Origin of the sequence: Moorena sp. SIO3A2 (assembly GCF_010672265.1) — a bacterium.
Lineage (GTDB): Bacteria > Cyanobacteriota > Cyanobacteriia > Cyanobacteriales > Coleofasciculaceae > Moorena > Moorena producens.
Genome location: NZ_JAAHHC010000006.1, coordinates 96,189 through 111,897, shown reverse-complemented (window position 1 = coordinate 111,897; position 15,709 = coordinate 96,189). Strand labels below are relative to the sequence as shown.

Annotated in this window: 15 protein-coding genes and 2 pseudogenes; 15 read left to right on the top strand and 2 right to left on the bottom strand. The window is 43.4% G+C overall.

Annotated elements, in window-relative coordinates:
* The first annotated feature begins 202 nt into the window (after positions 1 to 202).
* The 5 genes and pseudogenes from F6K64_RS08270 (at position 203) to F6K64_RS08245 (ending at position 2,748) form a co-directional block, all read left to right on the top strand.
* Complete coding sequence (locus F6K64_RS08270; protein WP_287256807.1) at positions 203 to 337, top strand: hypothetical protein; 135 nt, start codon at positions 203 to 205, stop codon at positions 335 to 337.
* Between the two features lie 551 nt (positions 338 to 888).
* Positions 889 to 1,266, top strand: coding sequence for a hypothetical protein (locus tag F6K64_RS08265; RefSeq protein WP_044492157.1), 378 nt, complete (start codon positions 889 to 891; stop codon positions 1,264 to 1,266).
* A gap of 126 nt (positions 1,267 to 1,392) precedes the next feature.
* Positions 1,393 to 1,521 carry a hypothetical protein gene (locus F6K64_RS08260; RefSeq protein WP_267871978.1) on the top strand — a complete coding sequence of 43 codons (129 nt, stop codon included), beginning with the start codon at positions 1,393 to 1,395 and terminating at the stop codon, positions 1,519 to 1,521.
* Between the two features lie 12 nt (positions 1,522 to 1,533).
* Positions 1,534 to 2,503: pseudogene (locus F6K64_RS38785) on the top strand (SDR family oxidoreductase).
* Positions 2,461 to 2,748, top strand: coding sequence for a hypothetical protein (locus F6K64_RS08245; RefSeq protein ID WP_131826986.1), 288 nt, complete (start codon positions 2,461 to 2,463; stop codon positions 2,746 to 2,748). The pseudogene F6K64_RS38785 and the gene F6K64_RS08245 overlap by 43 nt, the downstream one beginning before the upstream one ends.
* 110 nt (positions 2,749 to 2,858) lie before the next feature.
* Here the strand turns inward: F6K64_RS08245 and F6K64_RS08240 are convergent, their stop codons facing one another.
* Entirely contained in the window at positions 2,859 to 4,439 is a 1,581-nt protein-coding gene (locus tag F6K64_RS08240) for an ArnT family glycosyltransferase (RefSeq protein ID WP_287265246.1), read from the bottom strand.
* 424 nt (positions 4,440 to 4,863) lie between these two features.
* Between F6K64_RS08240 and F6K64_RS08235 the strand changes: the two genes are divergently transcribed.
* The 10 genes and pseudogenes from F6K64_RS08235 to F6K64_RS08190 all read left to right on the top strand — a co-directional run.
* Entirely contained in the window at positions 4,864 to 5,682 is an 819-nt protein-coding gene (locus F6K64_RS08235; protein WP_008179144.1) for a uroporphyrinogen-III synthase, read from the top strand.
* Between the two features lie 29 nt (positions 5,683 to 5,711).
* A complete protein-coding gene (locus F6K64_RS08230; RefSeq protein ID WP_154659662.1) occupies positions 5,712 to 5,873 on the top strand; it encodes a hypothetical protein in 162 nt (53 codons plus the stop codon).
* The gene (locus tag F6K64_RS08225) at positions 5,833 to 6,315 is read left to right on the top strand and encodes a VOC family protein (protein WP_008179147.1); all 483 of its coding nucleotides are present in this window, start codon (positions 5,833 to 5,835) and stop codon (positions 6,313 to 6,315) included. Before F6K64_RS08230 ends, F6K64_RS08225 begins: the two co-directional genes overlap by 41 nt.
* Positions 6,316 to 6,415: 100 nt before the next feature.
* Positions 6,416 to 7,309, top strand: coding sequence for a phosphodiester glycosidase family protein (locus F6K64_RS08220; RefSeq protein ID WP_008179149.1), 894 nt, complete (start codon positions 6,416 to 6,418; stop codon positions 7,307 to 7,309).
* Between the two features lie 286 nt (positions 7,310 to 7,595).
* Complete coding sequence (locus F6K64_RS08215) at positions 7,596 to 9,107, top strand: GUN4 domain-containing protein (RefSeq protein ID WP_008179151.1); 1,512 nt, start codon at positions 7,596 to 7,598, stop codon at positions 9,105 to 9,107.
* A gap of 228 nt (positions 9,108 to 9,335) precedes the next feature.
* A complete protein-coding gene (locus F6K64_RS08210) occupies positions 9,336 to 10,322 on the top strand; it encodes an endonuclease/exonuclease/phosphatase family protein (RefSeq protein WP_008179155.1) in 987 nt (328 codons plus the stop codon).
* Between the two features lie 8 nt (positions 10,323 to 10,330).
* Positions 10,331 to 10,678 carry a cupin domain-containing protein gene (locus F6K64_RS08205; protein WP_008179156.1) on the top strand — a complete coding sequence of 116 codons (348 nt, stop codon included), beginning with the start codon at positions 10,331 to 10,333 and terminating at the stop codon, positions 10,676 to 10,678.
* 549 nt (positions 10,679 to 11,227) lie between these two features.
* Complete coding sequence (locus tag F6K64_RS08200) at positions 11,228 to 11,875, top strand: hypothetical protein (RefSeq protein WP_008179158.1); 648 nt, start codon at positions 11,228 to 11,230, stop codon at positions 11,873 to 11,875.
* Positions 11,876 to 11,924: 49 nt separating this feature from the next.
* Complete coding sequence (locus tag F6K64_RS08195) at positions 11,925 to 13,121, top strand: RNA-guided endonuclease InsQ/TnpB family protein (RefSeq protein WP_008179160.1); 1,197 nt, start codon at positions 11,925 to 11,927, stop codon at positions 13,119 to 13,121.
* Positions 13,122 to 13,226: 105 nt separating this feature from the next.
* Positions 13,227 to 13,601: pseudogene (locus F6K64_RS08190) on the top strand (peptidase M48); the annotation flags it as partial.
* Positions 13,602 to 13,718: 117 nt separating this feature from the next.
* On the opposite strand, the gene F6K64_RS08185 reads toward F6K64_RS08190, so the two are convergent.
* Positions 13,719 to 15,512 (bottom strand): sodium:solute symporter family transporter, encoded by a 1,794-nt coding sequence (locus F6K64_RS08185; protein WP_008179163.1) that lies wholly within the window; start codon positions 15,510 to 15,512, stop codon positions 13,719 to 13,721.
* Positions 15,513 to 15,709 lie beyond the last annotated feature (197 nt).

The following is a 15,709-nucleotide window of genomic DNA, read 5'->3' as shown; positions in this document are numbered from 1 at the left end:
TACTTAATACGATGCATACCCTGTATGTACTTCGTTACACGGAAATTTCCGACTGGACTCCTCTTCAGCCAACGGGCATTCCGGGAGAGTTCATCACAATTACCGTCAAGTACTTGATTATCCCGTAAAACCTTAAATTCCTGGGGGGTTTTCCCCCCGGCAAAACCATCGGGTCTAATCAGATAGGATCATGTCTGGATAGGTGAAAAAACTGAATGACATAGCGATGCAGCGCGGTCTTGGGGGTTTCCCCCATGAGCGACTGCATCAAGACAAGGTGAATTTTCTAGCCGTGGATAGTATTTCTGCGGCTATTTTTTTGGGGTTAGGAGGTTGAAGGTTGAAGGTTGAAGGTTGAAGGTTGAAGGTTATTTTGTTGAAGGTTGAAGGGTGAAGGTTAGGAGGTTGAAGGTTAGGAGGTTGAAGGTTAGGAGGTTAAAGGTTAAAGGTTATAAGGTTAGCAGGTTGTTCGCGTAGCGTGGCCAAAGGCCAAGCTTGTTCGCGTAGCGTGGCCGAAAGGCCAAGGTTATTAGCTTAAAAGAAATGCTTGATTTCAATTAGTAAGAATATAGCACTACGCATTAAGGTGTTTGAAATTCATAAATTCCGAAACTTAGTCATAGCTGACTTCTGACTTCTGACTTCTGACTTCTGACTTGCGCGTAGCACTATAATGCTGGGATTGGTGAGATTCTTGATATTCCCACACTTCCCTTCTTTGCTTGACAAAGTAAGAGATATTGGTTTACTATCCTAGATTAATTTTAAAAAAAATATTGAGAAAATGTTAAGGCTTTGGGGAATGTCTGCTCTGTTCGTGGTAGGTTGTTATCGCAACCTGAGACAACAAAAGTTTTAGGTTAACAATGATCATCAAATGGAGATATGATGGTGAATTTTCAGTCTATCGGGAAGAAAGTTGCTTCCTTCTTTCTTTTAGTTGCTTTGTGCTTGTCTGTTTTCGTTGCTAACCCTGCTGTAGCTCAAGCTCGTGAGCTTTATGGGGCTGTTAATTCAGATGGTCAAGTATGGTATGGTGAGGGTTTCAAAAGCCGGGAACTCGACGGAGGTATTTATCTTATACAGTTTCAAGAAGGATTTCAAAGTCTGCCAGCACCTACTGTTTCTATATATGGTTCGCCGTGGAAGACTTTCAATATGTCTGCTGCAATTGTTGAAGTCGGACCCGATTATTTGGTCGTACAAACTTCTTCTCCAGATCGTCCTGCCGATAGTGCCTTTACTTTTACGGTTATTGGCGACTAATTACATTTTGGATTCTGTAAAATCCTAGGAATCAAAGTAAGGATTCAGCGAACAGCTATCAGCTATCAGCTGATAGCTGACAATTTCAATTAGCAAGAATAATCCTGGGATTAGTGAGATTGTTGAATGCGATCGCGTAGCGTGGCCTATTGGCCATGGCTTCCCACACTTCCCGACTCCCGATTCCCGATTCCCGATTCCCGACTCCCGACTACTATATACTTATTTCCAATTCCAGTTAAGACCAAAACTTGAGGAGCAGGGGTGATGACTTCAACAGAGAAAGTACTGGTGGCGGGTGCTACAGGTGGGGTTGGACAGCTAACGGTGGCCAAGCTACTAGAGAAAGGTTTTCAGGTTAGTGTTCTGACTCGCAGTGCTGAAAAAGCTCAGGAAATGTTTGATAACCGAGTAGAGATTATAGTTGGTGATATCCGCTATCCCTCTAGGCCGTGTTTTCAAAGTTTTCCGCAAGATTTAGATCCCCCCCAACCCCCCGCGCGGAAGGGGGGAGCCATTCTCAAAGTCCCCCTTTTTTAAGGGGGATTTAGGGGGATCTCCGAGTTTGAAAACACGCCCTAGCCTCCCCCCTGCCATCCAAAATGTTACTCATATCATCTGTTGTACTGGAACGACTGCTTTCCCTTCTAATAAGTGGGATTTCGACACAATGGATCAGGCGAAAGGATTCCCAAGTGTGATCGAGTGGCTCAAGATCTATCTCAACCCCACCTACGCTCGTACTAAAGCCAAAAATAGTCCTGAGCAAGTTGATGTTATAGGAGTCACCAACCTGGTAGCAGCAGCTCCTAAAGACCTCAAGCGGTTTGTCTTTGTATCCTCTTGTGGTGTGCTACGGAAAGATAAACCACCCTATAGTATTCTTAATTCCTTTGGTGTACTCGATGCCAAACAAAAAGCTGAAGAAATTATCATTAATTCAGGATTACCTTATACTATTATTCGCCCAGGACGATTGATCGACGGTCCGTTTACCTCCTATGATTTAAACACTCTGTTGAAAGCGACAACAGCAGGAAAATTAGGGTTAGTCTTAGGTACCGGGGATACTTTATCAGGTCAAACTAGCCGGATTGATGTGGCATCAGCTTGTGTAGAATCCATTGCTAACTCTGTTACAGTTGGAAAAGTTTTTGAGCTGATAAATAGGGGAGCGAGACCATCAGTAATTGATTGGCCAGGGCTATTTTCTACTCTGGAGTACTTAAGCATTTAGCTATCAGCCGTCAGCGGTCAGCGGTCAGCGGTCAGCGGTCAGCTTATTTTATTCAAAAGCTGTTCGGTGTAGCTTGCCCTACGGCGTTGCTTAATAATGGAATGATTTCAAGACTTTTGTGGAATGGGCATCTTGGTGGAACTGGCATCTTGCCAGTTTCAATATATTTTCGGGCGGGCAGGATGCCCACTCTACTCCTATTCAAAAGAAGATTCAGCAACGCCTGGCCTACGGCCAATGGCTGATAGCTGAATGCTGATAGCTGAAAGCTGAAAGCTGAATGCTGATAGCTGAAAGCTGAATGCTGATAGCTGAAAGCTGATAGCTGATAGCTGAATGCTTACCTCCCGATTCCCTACTCCCCACTCCCTACTCCCACCCCTCTCGCTAACGTAAACCCTTCAGCAGTGCCTAAAAATACTTGGTTAGGTAATTGCAAAGCCGCTAACGTAGAATTGTCCAAGAGCAGGTAAGATTGAGTTGAACACAACTGTTTTAAAGTATTTTCATCTTGGGGAATCACTTTGCGATCGCTATAAAAATCTAAACTAGGACGCTGATAGGAAAAAGACGTATAGATAATATCCCCTGGAGCCGTATTTTCCTGAATCAAAGCCGCCACTGGCTTAACTGGAAATGCTTCATTTAACTCCCAGAGCCAAGAGTGAGAACTCATTAATAATACCAAAGTTATATACATCCCTATCAATAAAATTGGGATAAAATTGCGGTTATGCTGTTTAATTGTCCAAGCCGCTAGGGTCATGGTTAGGCTTACCACCATACCCATAAGGATTAAAACCGGTTGGGGATCTGCCAAGATAAAATAAATACATCCCCCTAAAGCAGCTACTCCAATAAATCCTAAAATAATTGTTAAAATCTTAGGATAACGACTCCAATGTTGCCAAAATACAGTGAGTTTAGCGGCAACAGCTATAGCAAAAAAGGGATACACAGGCATAATATACCAGGGTAGCTTAGTGGCCATCATAGAAATAATTGTCAAATAGCCGATAGTCCCAATTAAAATTAAACTCCCCCAACTCGTGAGGGGTTTTCGCCAAGCTAGATAGAATCCTCCTATCCAAAACAATAGCCAAGGGAAAGTATACTTAATTAACTCCAAAAGATAATACCACGCTGATCCTTGATTCCCTTCCACCTTTTCAGAGATGCGAGCAAATCCTTGAGAGAGAAAATGAACTTGCCAAAAGGTTGCTCCATAATGCTGCCATTGGGCAATATACCAAACCAAAACCGGTGCGTAACCTAGGACTATGCCCAACCAAAAATAGCGACTTTTCAACAACCCTAAGGTTTTATTGGCCAGAATAAAGACCAAAGCAATTGCCCCTAGAGGCACAACTAATAGACCTTTTGTGAAAGTAATTAGTCCTAAACAAACTCCGATCCCAATTGCCCAATAAGACTGAGCCTGACAAGCTTTAAGTAAGCAAAATAGCAACAGCAAAAACCAAGTATTGATCATGCCATCCAGCATTGCCAAACGTCCGTGGCGCACAACTGGCAACAGGGTTAAGTAGACGCTAGCGGCAAATATGGCACTGAGACGTTGAAGGAATAGTTCTCGTGCTACTAAATAGAGCAGTGGTACTCCACACGCTGACAAAAAAGCACCAGGCAAACGAGTAGTGAATTCTTGGACACCCCCTACTTTATAGCTTAAAGCAATCAGCCAATCCATCAAAGGGGGTTTCAGTAGATAAGGTTCTCCCCACAGAGTAGGATGGAGCCAGTTACCCGTGCGATAGATTTCTCTAGCGATCAGGGCTCTAGTGCCTTCATCCCAGTCCCGTAGGGGTACATTTCCCAGAAAAATACCCCAAAGGAAAAGGGCGGCCAGGAAAAGGCTTAGGATCCACTTGATATCAGTGAGAGAGGGATTTTTTAAGGTAAGTGCTAATTTGTTCATCTATAACAAAGGGAGTAGGGAGTAGGGAGTCGGGAGTAGGGAGTCGGGAGTAGGGAGTCGGGAGTAGGGAGTCGGGAGTCGGGAGACGGGGTAACAAAATTGACTGTACCTCATAAGTATGAAAAACGCTATATTAATGTTTTGACTAGTTTCGCCCTAGGATGGTTATATAGCATTTCCATTTGATTTGTGAACATAATCTCTTTGGGAAAGGCAAGAGGCAAGATTTAATTAAGTATATAGGAATTTTTGGTAATCAAAAAAACTGTAATTATTTTTTTGTATTTATTTATTAACTCTATAGCAGCATTTAAAGCGTTTTTAATAACTATAATGTCCACAGTTTTTTTTTCCTATTCCCTGTTACCTATTCCCTGTTCCCTGTTCCCTGTTCCCTGTCTTGATATAGATTGATAATCAAAAGATGCATCCTCTATCTCCATCAAATCAACTCCCTCTCTATGGCAAAAGAATCATTGTAACAGCACCAAGAACCTATGGGTCTCGGTTATCTCAACAAATCATTAACCAGGGTGGACTTCCCATAGTGATGCCAACCATTGAAACCTGTTTGTTAGAAAATTATCCTGAATTAGATGCTGCTCTCAGGGAAATAAGTAAATTTGATTGGATTGCCTTTACTAGTCGCAACGGAATAGACGCTTTTTTTGCCCGCATGGCATCCTTGGGTATTTCTAAATCTGTGCTGAAAAATTGTCAACTATCTGCCATTGGAAAAGATGCCGAAAGATTGTCGGATTTTGGAGTAACAGCTGATTTAGTTCCGGCTGAAGCTAGCCCAACCGGAATGGTTACTGAATTGTCTAACTATCCAACTATTGATCAGAAAACTATATTAGTTCCTATTCCAAAGGTGGTCGGGATACCAGAACCTAATGTCATTCCCAATTTTATTTCCGGTTTACAGGAATTGGGCATAAAAGTCAGTCCAGTATTGACCTATCAAACCCGAATTTTGGATAAAACTATCTATGATGTAGAATTGAATCTGATTCGTCAAGGCAAGATAGATGTTATTGCTTTTAGTAGCACCGCAGAAGTGACCGCTTTTTTGACAATGGTAAACTCCCCCCAGGATTATAACCATTGTGTCATTGCTTGCTTTGGTCCCTATACCGCTGCTAATACTGAAAACTTGGGGTTAACTGTCTCTATTGTATCTAAAAATTACCGCTCCTTTGAGGGATTTGCGAATGCGATCGCAAACTTTTTTAATAGCTAACTTTCAGCTATCGTAATCCTAAATAAATTGTGATAATTTTTGATGCCATATTCCGTACTTCTTACTCCCGATTCCCGATTCCCGATTCCCGATTCCCGATTCCCGATTCCCTTTGCTATATAATTAGCGAAGGGAAATTTAGGTGGGTGAATGGAAACCAATCAGCCCTCAGTCAACCCCAATACCCCTAATCTAGATCGGCTTCACATCAAGCGCCCCTGCTTGGTAGTTGCTGATCTCGAACGAGCATTCACCATTTACCAAGATATCCTAGGATTTAAGCTCGACTATCTGGCTGAAGCATCCCCAGACTCTTACCTCTACCAAGTGTTTCAGTTTCCCAAAAGTGCTCAGCTCAAATTTGCATCACTCAGTACAGAAGACGAACCTAGAGCCCTAGCCCTGACCGAAGTCAAGGGAATTGAATTACCCACCCCTACCACTCCCTATCGTTTAGCCCTGGTGGTCAGAGTAAAAGACCTGACCCTAACCATTGAGAAAATCCGTGAACTCGGCCTTGAAACCATTGAGCCCAATTACTTTACTAGACCACCAAACCTCAATTTCACTGAGCAAGCATTCTGCGATTACGACGGTCATCGGATTATGCTTTATGATGTGACATCTGGTTGAGTAATTTAGCGAAGGGAATAGGGAGTCGCACCTCTGCATCGCTATTCCCGACTCCCAGATCCGCTGTTCCCTTTGCTATAGTTATTGCTTCTAAAAGAACGTGAGAAAAATCCTTGGGCTGAGCTTGATTGCCATTGGTTTAGCCATTGGGTGGTTATCTATCCGGAATCACCAGCCACCCGATGCCCTCTCTTCAGATGTTTCGCCACCCCAGAAACAGATCAAATACCAATCCCATCCTCTAGACTTTAGTGTGGTTCATACCTTATTAATTCCAGCTGAAAGTGGATTTTCCGTTACTCCAGCCATATCGGAACAGTTAATCACCTTAGAAGATTTAGCCCAAAAGCACCAAGCTGTAGCTGCCATCAACGGCGGTTTTTTTGACCCAAAAAATCAGAAGACCACCTCAATCGTAATCAAGCAAGGGCAACTAGTAGCAGATCCCCGTGACAACCAGGGGCTAATCCAAAATCCCAACTTACAGCCCTACATGGATAAAATTCTCAATCGATCAGAATTTCGGCGATACCGTTGTGGGTCAACAGTCCGCTATGATATTACCCTACACAGTGAACCGACCCCCCCCGGTTGTCAATTATTAGATGCCCTAGGCAGTGGTCCGTTGCTGGTTCCACAAATTACATCAGTCACCGAAGGTTTTGTAGCTGTAGAAAATGGCAAAGTCATACGAGATGCCCTAGGGAGCAGCCGACTCAATGCTAGAAGTGCAGTCGGTATTACTCCTGATGGCAGCATTTTGTTAGTCATGGTCGCTCAAAAACCAGAAGCTCCCAGAAATTCCGGTATGTCGTTCAGGGCCCTAGCTACCTTCCTGAAAACTGCTGGGGTGGAAAAAGCCATGAATCTAGATGGAGGAAGCTCCTCCGCTCTTTATTATAACGGCAAAACCATTTATGGGAGAGTGGACAAAAACGGAAATCGAATCAAACGAAAAATTAAATCGATTCTAATGGTTAACCAAGACCCGTGACTAGTAGGGAGTCGGGAGCGGTGCGACCCGTGGCGAATTTAATTCGACGACTGTAAGCGCACCGAGGGAGTCGGGAGTCGGAACGATCTGAAAATATAATCAGTCCTTAATTATTATATAGCAGTTCTCCTCTTTATGAGGTACACAGGATTTTTGACCTATTCCCGTTTTCCTATTCCCGATTCCCGATTCCCGATTCCCTATTCCCTAAAATCCAAAACTTGTGTACCTCACCTATTTTAGAAATGCTATAAGAAGATAATAGATGGCATTAGTGAAAAAGTAAATGGCTAAGAAAGTAGCACTGCTGATCGCGGTTGATCAGTATGCAGAAGGTTTAACTACCCATCAAGCTGCCTCCCATGATGTGCAAGCAATGCAGCGAGTTTTACAAGAGAAAACCCTAGGGGATTTTAATCGGGTAGACTTGCTGCTCAATCCCAATATGGTCAACCTAAAAGAGGCAATTCAGAACCTAGTTGACCAATGTGGTGTCAATGACTTAGCCCTAGTTTTTTTCTCTGGCCAAGGAATTATTAATCAGGATGGTAAACTGTATTTAACAACTAGCATCACGACTAAAGATAACCTTGAAGGTACTGCATTACCCGCTTCTTTTTTACACCAGCAATTTAGTCGTAGTGATGCTCAGCAACAAATAGTAATTCTTGAGTGTGATTACTATAGTGCTTCCGCTGATGGTTCGCTGACAGAACCTGTGAGTGTCAATCTCAAGGAAGAACTCAGTGCTCCAGGGCGAGCAGTTCTCACCTCCTCCACAACTACACAAACCTCTTTTGAACAGGAAGCACCTCATTGTTCCCTTTACACCCAGTACTTAGTCGAAGGCATTGAAACTGGTGCAGCAGACCGAGATGGGGCTGGCTTAATCTATGTTCGTGAATTACATAACTATGCCACCGAAAAAGTCCAGACTATTAAGCCCCAGATCGAGCCAGCTCTGTTTCTCGATAATAAAGGGTTGGATATTTTACTGACTATTTTAATGAATAAAGACCCCAAGGATGATCCCGATAGTGAGTATCGCAAAATCGAAGCCAAGTATCGCAAAATTGTGGAAAACTATGAACGGTATGGTAAGATTCCTGAAATTGTTCAATATACATTAAATAAAAAACACAAAGAGTTGGGGATAACTGTTGACCTACACCAACCTGACCAACTCATTTCTGATCAAGGCATAGACTACTCTAACTTGCGAGATTTACTCAAAGCCGGTAAATGGAAAGAAGCCGATCAGGAAACCTTTGCTCTAATGGTTAAAGCAGTTGATCGAGAAGAAGACAACAATCTCGATCCTGAGTCAATCAAGAATTTTCCCTGCACCGATCTACACACCATTGAGCAGCTTTGGCTAAAGTATAGCAGTGGGCAATTCGGCTTCAGTTTGCAAAAAGAAATTTGGCAGAAGCTTGGGGGAAAACTTGATAGTGACGAGAATAACGTTGATAAACTAGAATTCAACCGAAGCGTGTATGTTTTGAGTTCCTATTACAACCCAAACAGTATTTCCCGCAGTAATTATTTCCCTAACATATTAGCGTATCAAACTCAGCTTTATCAACAATTTGGTCATAGTGTGGGATGGCGACAGCGCAAAGGATTGCACCTCAGAAGACGATGGAAAAATTATGAAGACCTTACATTTTCCGTAATCTGGGCTCCAGTGGGTCACCTGCCAACTCTGGTTGGTCGTGATGGCATGAATTTGGGAGTATTATCGATTTGGAGGATGAGGGTTAATTTATTCTCTCACCTTGAGGAGTGTTGGTTATAGCGTTTGTAAGTATTCAGCTATCAGCCGTCAGCGTGTCGCGTATCAGCTTATGGGCACGCTACTTGAGGTGCAGCCTGGTCTTGGGGGTTTCCCCCACTCGCGCTTTGCATCAAGACAGTGTGGCACAGGCTTCGACGCATCGGACCTATTAGCTGATAGCTGACAGCTGAACGCTTAGGTTGAGGAAATGCCAAGCTGGAGAAATAATTCTCAGCACAAATAAGAATCATGAATCGAAACCGTTTCAAAGTTGGAACCTTTAACCTATGCAACTTAGTGCTACCAGATGTCCTATACTATAGAAAAAAGATATATACCCAAACAGAGTACGCTCTTAAGACCACCTGGATCGCTGAACAACTGAAGAAGATGAAAGCTGACATTGTTGGCTTTCAAGAGGTATTTCATAAAGAAGCTCTCCAACAAGCACTGGCTCAGAGCCAAGTTTATGACAATGCCACCACTGTGTTCGCAAACCCTACGGGTAAAAGTCCAGTTGTTGCCCTGACCTCCAGGTTTCCAGTGCTTGAATACAACGTCATCAAAGATTTTCCCACTACGGCATGCCTGGATATCCAAGGAACAGACATCCCACTCAAGCGTTTTTCTCGACCAGTGTTGGAAGCACATCTCAAGCTGAGTGACACGATTGATTGTACAGTTTTTGTAATTCACCTCAAGTCCAAGCGTCCGATCATCCCAGATGGAGTAGACCGCAACGACCCAATTGAACAAGCCAAAGGACAAGCGAGATCTCTAATCCTCCGAGCAGCTGAAGCAACAGCTTTGCGGGTAATTTTGATGGATAAGCTTCAGCACAGGGATCATCCGGTAATAGTTATGGGTGATGTCAATGATAGTGGTCTGGCTATAACCTCTCAAATCGTTTCTGGAGAGCCTCCTTTGAGAAAACTCTGGTTTCAGCAAAAGCAGATCATCTGGGATGTGTTGTTGTATTACGTCAAAGACATTCAAGCTCGACAAAACTATGGTGACTTCTACTACACCCACATCCATAATGGCCACCACGAGAGCCTAGATCACATCCTGGTTAGTCAGGAATTCGTGGTTCAAAATCCCAAACGCATTGGCAGAGTTGGGTATGTCTCCCTTTTCAATGATCATCTGATCGACGAAACTTTGAGTGAAGAGAAAATTGAGACTTGGCAATCTGATCACGGACAGGTCGTTGTCTCCATCGAACTTGATTCATAAGGTGATGTATGAACACTGAAGAGATAGCTAACATTTTCAACTTACCTCCTGAACTTCCTACCGAAGAACTGTTTGAACCGTTGATATCTAGCCAGAGCGTATTAATCGAGCGCATCATCTCCACTGGACAAACTACACCAACCGGAGAGTGGTATGACCAAGACCAAGACGAATGGGTAATCCTCTTACAAGGGCAAGCAACCCTTGCCTACCTTGACGGTTCCAGTGTCAAGCTCAAAGCAGGGGATTATCTATTTATTAAAGCTCATCAAAAGCATCGAGTTGAATATACCAGTGCTGAGCCACCCTGCATTTGGCTAGCCGTTCATGGCAATTTGCAACAGCAGCAGACGTAGGCAAAATTTTCAGGACTTACGCAAAACTGGGCGTTGCTTAATAATGGAATGATTTCAAGACTTTTGTGGAATGGGCATCAGGCGTGGAACGGGCATCTTGCCCGTTACAATCTTCGGGCGGGCAGGATGCCCACTCTACTCCTATTCATTCGAAGATTCAGCAACGCCCAAAACTGGACTCTAAACCCGCTTATAGCATTTCTCAAATAGATCAGGTATCAGAAACGCTATAGAGTAATCGCCCTTCAAGTATGATCCTAAAGTATTAAGTTTTGTAAAACGTTTCATAACTTGATTAGCTAGCCCTGATTACTTACTAGAGGTTACTGTTGTGATGGGGAAATGCGATCGCTATTTATTGTCGTCTCATTTTCCCTTAACTCTAGTAAATTTATATTTCCGAAATCACTCTAAATCAGGAAACTCTCTCCCTAGATGGGAATAGTTTATATAAGCCCAACCAAGACCAGACTACCTTCAATGACAGTTCATAGACAGTTCATAGAAGTGTAGGACCCGAGTGAACTAGGAGATGATCATAAGACGCCGATGTCACTAGAAAATGGATTAAATGCTCTCCAACAAAAACGTTATGCAGAGGCGGTGCAATGGCTAGAAGACTATTGCCACTATTGCCAACATTCTCGCGATCACCATTCTCAAGAGTATAGTCAAGCCCAAGCAGCTCTGGTGAAAGCCTATAGCGGCAATGGTGAGAACAAAAAAGCGATCGCCCTCTGTCGGAAGTTAGAAAATCACCCAAATTCCCAGGTCAGCAATTGGGCAAAAAAATGTCTGGCCACCCTCACTTCAAAGTCAACAAAAACAACCCTAACAAAAACAACAGCGAAAGCCATGTCAAAATCCCGTCACAAAGCCGGAAGAGTGGCGCAAACTGGAATCAGGTTAGCCATGAAAGGCATTGCCAGTAATCTTGCCCTTGCCTCTGGTGTTACCATCTCTTTACTATTTGGGATGGTATTAGTCTTATCTCTGAGTTTGCTGCTAATCCTGAATAGTAACAATCCTGTTACTGGATTAATCATCTCAGTTGCCATCACCCTAATTTTTAACAAATCTGGGAGGCAAGAGGGGTCTATCCATCCCCATCCGTGCATAGGGATGGGGATGGATAGACCCCTTGCCGTAGGCCACGCTATGGGAACAAGAGTATTTAGCAATGGGTTGACAATGTAACACAAAATATATATAATGGTACATAAGGTCGATAAACAAGGTAAAAGCAGTGAGACATCAGGCAGTCAAGGTCAGAATTTACCCCACACAGGAGCAAATTCATATACTTGCTCAGCACTTTGGTTGTGCTCGCTGGTGGTGGAATTATGCACTGAATCAGTGTATAGAAACCTACAAAGAAACAGGCTTTGGATTGTCTCGCGCTGCCCTCAATTCTATACTACCAAAACTCAAAAAAGATAAAGAAACTGAATGGCTAAAAGATTGCTACTCTCAAGTATTGCAATCTGTGAGTCTAAATCTTAGCCGTGCATATCACTTTTTTGAGGGGAGAGCCAAATATCCTAGATTTAAATCATATCATCATCGCCAATCAATTCAATACCCACAGCGTGTATGCCGCGTAGGTGACTGTCTTAAATTTCCTGGAAAACTAGGAATTGTCAAGGCAATAATCCACCGACCACTAGACGGAGAAATCAAGACTGTTACAGTTAGCAAAACTCCATCTGGGAAATACTACGCTTCTGTGCTGATGGAGTACGACTCAGACAATGTAAAACCTTCCACAGACGGAAAGGTTATTGGGATTGATTTAGGTATCAAGGATTTTGCTATTACCTATGATGGCGAAAAGACCTCTAAATTTGCCAATCCAAGACACTTAGCCAAATACGAACGAAAATTAGCCAAAAAGCAGCGTATTGCTGCCCGAAAGAAGAAGGGTAGTAATGGACGTAGGAAGGCTAGAAAGATTGTAGCTAAGGTATACGAACAGATTGGAAATGTCCGCCAAGACTACCTGCACAAGTTGTCTAGAAAAATAGTTGACAACAACCAAGTGGTGGTAGTCGAAAACCTGAATGTCAAGGGCATGGTTCGTAACCACAAATTAGCTAAAGCAATATCTGATCTGGGTTGGGGAACTTTTGTAAACTTCTTGTCTTATAAGTGTGAAAAAGAAGGAAAGGTATTGGTTGAGATAAACCGGTGGTTCCCCAGCTCTAAAACCTGCTCTAATTGTCATTACCAAATCAAGGAGTTGCTGCTTGATGTAAGAGCTTGGACTTGTCCAAGTTGTGGAACTCACCACGATAGAGATGGTAATGCGGCAAAGAACATTAGAGCAGAAGGAATCAGAGTGCTATCCTCCTCTGGGACGGGGGAGGTCAACGCCAGGGGAGAAGAAGTAAGACCAAGACGCGGACGTCCGCCCAGGTTGAGGTGCGACCCGTGGCGAATTTAATTCGCCGACGGAAAGCGCACCTTCGGCATTCTTCCGTGAAGCTGGAAGCCCCAACTTGGCCGTAGGCCACGCTTCGCGAACAACGGAGTAAGTTGGGGTAGTTCACTGTGTGACCCCTACGCCAGTCCTTTGCGTGGTCGTCCAGTGAAACTCCAAGGTGAGTTAATTGGTCGCGGCGATGCTGGCTATAAATTTGGTTCCGATCTCAAGCTTCAAGACCGCAGTGGGATGATTTATACGCGCTATGCTTCTCGCTTTGGTCCAATCGGTAACTTCCTCTTTGGTAGCAGTAAGGTGCAGAACTTAATTGGCTCCCAAGTTAATGTAGTTGGCTGGTTCCGCAGAGGAATTGCCCCTTGGCTAGACTTGATCCACTTGGAAAACAATAACACCACTGTCAACAGCTACCATCGTTTCTGGTCATTGACTGTTGCAGTTGGAGCAATTATTTTGGGTTTTGGACTTTTCTTTGTCCTTTGATATCATCTCCGGTTGTTTCGGGAGTCGGGAGCGGTGCAGCGATTAGCGCGATCTAGCGCGGTCTTTGCTACTGTTCCCTATTCCCTATTCCCTATTCCCTTTGTTATACTTTAAAACTTAATCTAGTCTCACCTCTTTTGATAGGTGTCTAAACCAATTAAAGTACAAACAAATAGATAGGATAATAAATAAAAATAACAGGATTCCAAAATTATCCCAACGTTTCATCATCAACATGATTCCCATTAAAAACAAGACTATCTGCCAAGGAATCCCGATCAATGTCGATAGAATATCCCGCCGATTCTCGTTCCTGATTTTTGCCTGACTATTAGCTGGGAGGTTTTGACGGATTACTCCCCAAAACCCAAACGGTCGAGTCACTCGATAGAAATTATCCATCACCTCCCGGTCAGTTGGCTCAGTTAAAAATGTCCCTAGGATACATCCTAGTAATGAGCAAATGCTGGGAATGAGAAACAGCGCATATTCCTGAAATTGAGCGTAATTTAAGTTGGGTATTACTATTGCCTTGGTTAAAATAGCTGCTACCATCCCCGCCACTGTCCCAAGGGCAAATCCATATCCATTAAAGCGCCACCAGTACCATCTCAACACCAGAGGAATAGACAGTCCAGCACCTAGTCCCAGGGTTAGCCATCCCCAAATATCATTGATATTGGTGATATTGAAACTAAATAGCAATCCCACCACTACAATTACAATTGATGCCCAGCGGCTTTGAACAATCAGTTGTTGGCTAGAGGCTTGGGGATTGATATAAGCTTGATAAATATCCTTAACCCAGTAAGCAGCACTAGCATTGATGATGGAGTCAAAGGTAGACATAGCTGCTGCAATAAAACAAGCGATCAGCAACCCTTTTATCCCCACTGGCACATATTCTGCGATCACCGTTGGTAAGATAAGTTCAGGGTCAGCAATTACCGCTTTAGTGGTTCCGTAATGGATACCCAATACTGCAAAGGCTGTAACCAAGGGCCAACGAAAAGAAAGCAAGATTATCCAAAATAGGGACAGTAACCCGGCTTCGCGATCGCTTTTAGCGGCAAAATAGCGTTGGATCATATAGCCACCCCCGCCGCCAAACCCTACCATAATTTCTTTGAACAGATAGAATAAAATTACGCCACCGAACAAATTGAATATGGCATAGTCTCCCGGTAGATCAACTGTGATTGGGGGCGAGATGCTGCTCCACTCCGTGAAATTCCAGGTTTGTAATTGCTCAGCCCCAGGAATCGAGACCGAGAAGGTATCCGGGATAGTTGCCGTAGAGAATGCGATCGCACAAATATAGATAATCGCAATAAAAATCAAAATACCTTGAAATACATCCGTCCATACCACGCCGTAAAAACCGCTAACAGCCGTGTATACCAGGGCGAGCAAAATCAAAAATATCGAAGCATAGCGGTCATCAATACCCAGAAATTCCCCCAAGAATTTGCCCCCCCCAACCGAAAAGTAACTCATTGAGCCAATCGCAAAGATAATATTAGCAACAGCACTTATGATCCGAGCCGTATTGCCTTCCCTTCCTGAGCCGAAGCGCAAGTGCATCCATTCCGCCAAAGTCATTACATTTGCCCGTCGGTTCCACTTGCCCATGAATATCATAAAAATAGCCATAATTAAGACAACGCCACCCCGGATCTCGATCAAAAATCCCTTCGTTCCCAGAGCATAAATTAAGGCGCTGATCACCATCGTGCCAGCCAAGTCAGTATTGGACGCCATTCCAGAAGCCCCCAAAACCCACCAGGGCAGATTGCGATTTCCCAAAAAGTAGGATTCTATACCCTCAGATGCTTTCCGTTGAAGAATAACCCCAAAAACAACTATGCAAATCAGGTAAATAGTAACAATGATGTAATCAACTGGATGCATGAATTTTATTATGAAGGATTAATTAAAAAAAACCTAATTACAGTAGGGTGGGCAAAGTAATATTATCTAGAATACTCAAAAAAAACAAACTGTTTTTGCCCACCCGACAAGCTTGAGTGTCAAATAAATACCAATTACAGTAGGGTGGGCAAAGTAATATAATCTAGAATACTCAAAAAAACCAAACTGTTTTTGCC

What these genes read in the sequence shown, in the direction of transcription:
- F6K64_RS08265 (WP_044492157.1), top strand. Translation starts at nt 889, where the DNA reads ATGGTGAATTTTCAGTCTATCGGGAAGAAAGTTGCTTCCTTCTTTCTT.
- F6K64_RS08260 (WP_267871978.1), top strand. Translation starts at nt 1,393, where the DNA reads ATGCGATCGCGTAGCGTGGCCTATTGGCCATGGCTTCCCACACTTCCC.
- F6K64_RS08240 (WP_287265246.1), bottom strand. Translation starts at nt 4,439, where the DNA reads ATGAACAAATTAGCACTTACCTTAAAAAATCCCTCTCTCACTGATATC.
- F6K64_RS08235 (WP_008179144.1), top strand. Translation starts at nt 4,864, where the DNA reads ATGCATCCTCTATCTCCATCAAATCAACTCCCTCTCTATGGCAAAAGA.
- F6K64_RS08225 (WP_008179147.1), top strand. Translation starts at nt 5,833, where the DNA reads ATGGAAACCAATCAGCCCTCAGTCAACCCCAATACCCCTAATCTAGAT.
- F6K64_RS08215 (WP_008179151.1), top strand. Translation starts at nt 7,596, where the DNA reads ATGGCTAAGAAAGTAGCACTGCTGATCGCGGTTGATCAGTATGCAGAA.
- F6K64_RS08210 (WP_008179155.1), top strand. Translation starts at nt 9,336, where the DNA reads ATGAATCGAAACCGTTTCAAAGTTGGAACCTTTAACCTATGCAACTTA.
- F6K64_RS08205 (WP_008179156.1), top strand. Translation starts at nt 10,331, where the DNA reads ATGAACACTGAAGAGATAGCTAACATTTTCAACTTACCTCCTGAACTT.
- F6K64_RS08200 (WP_008179158.1), top strand. Translation starts at nt 11,228, where the DNA reads ATGTCACTAGAAAATGGATTAAATGCTCTCCAACAAAAACGTTATGCA.
- F6K64_RS08185 (WP_008179163.1), bottom strand. Translation starts at nt 15,512, where the DNA reads ATGCATCCAGTTGATTACATCATTGTTACTATTTACCTGATTTGCATA.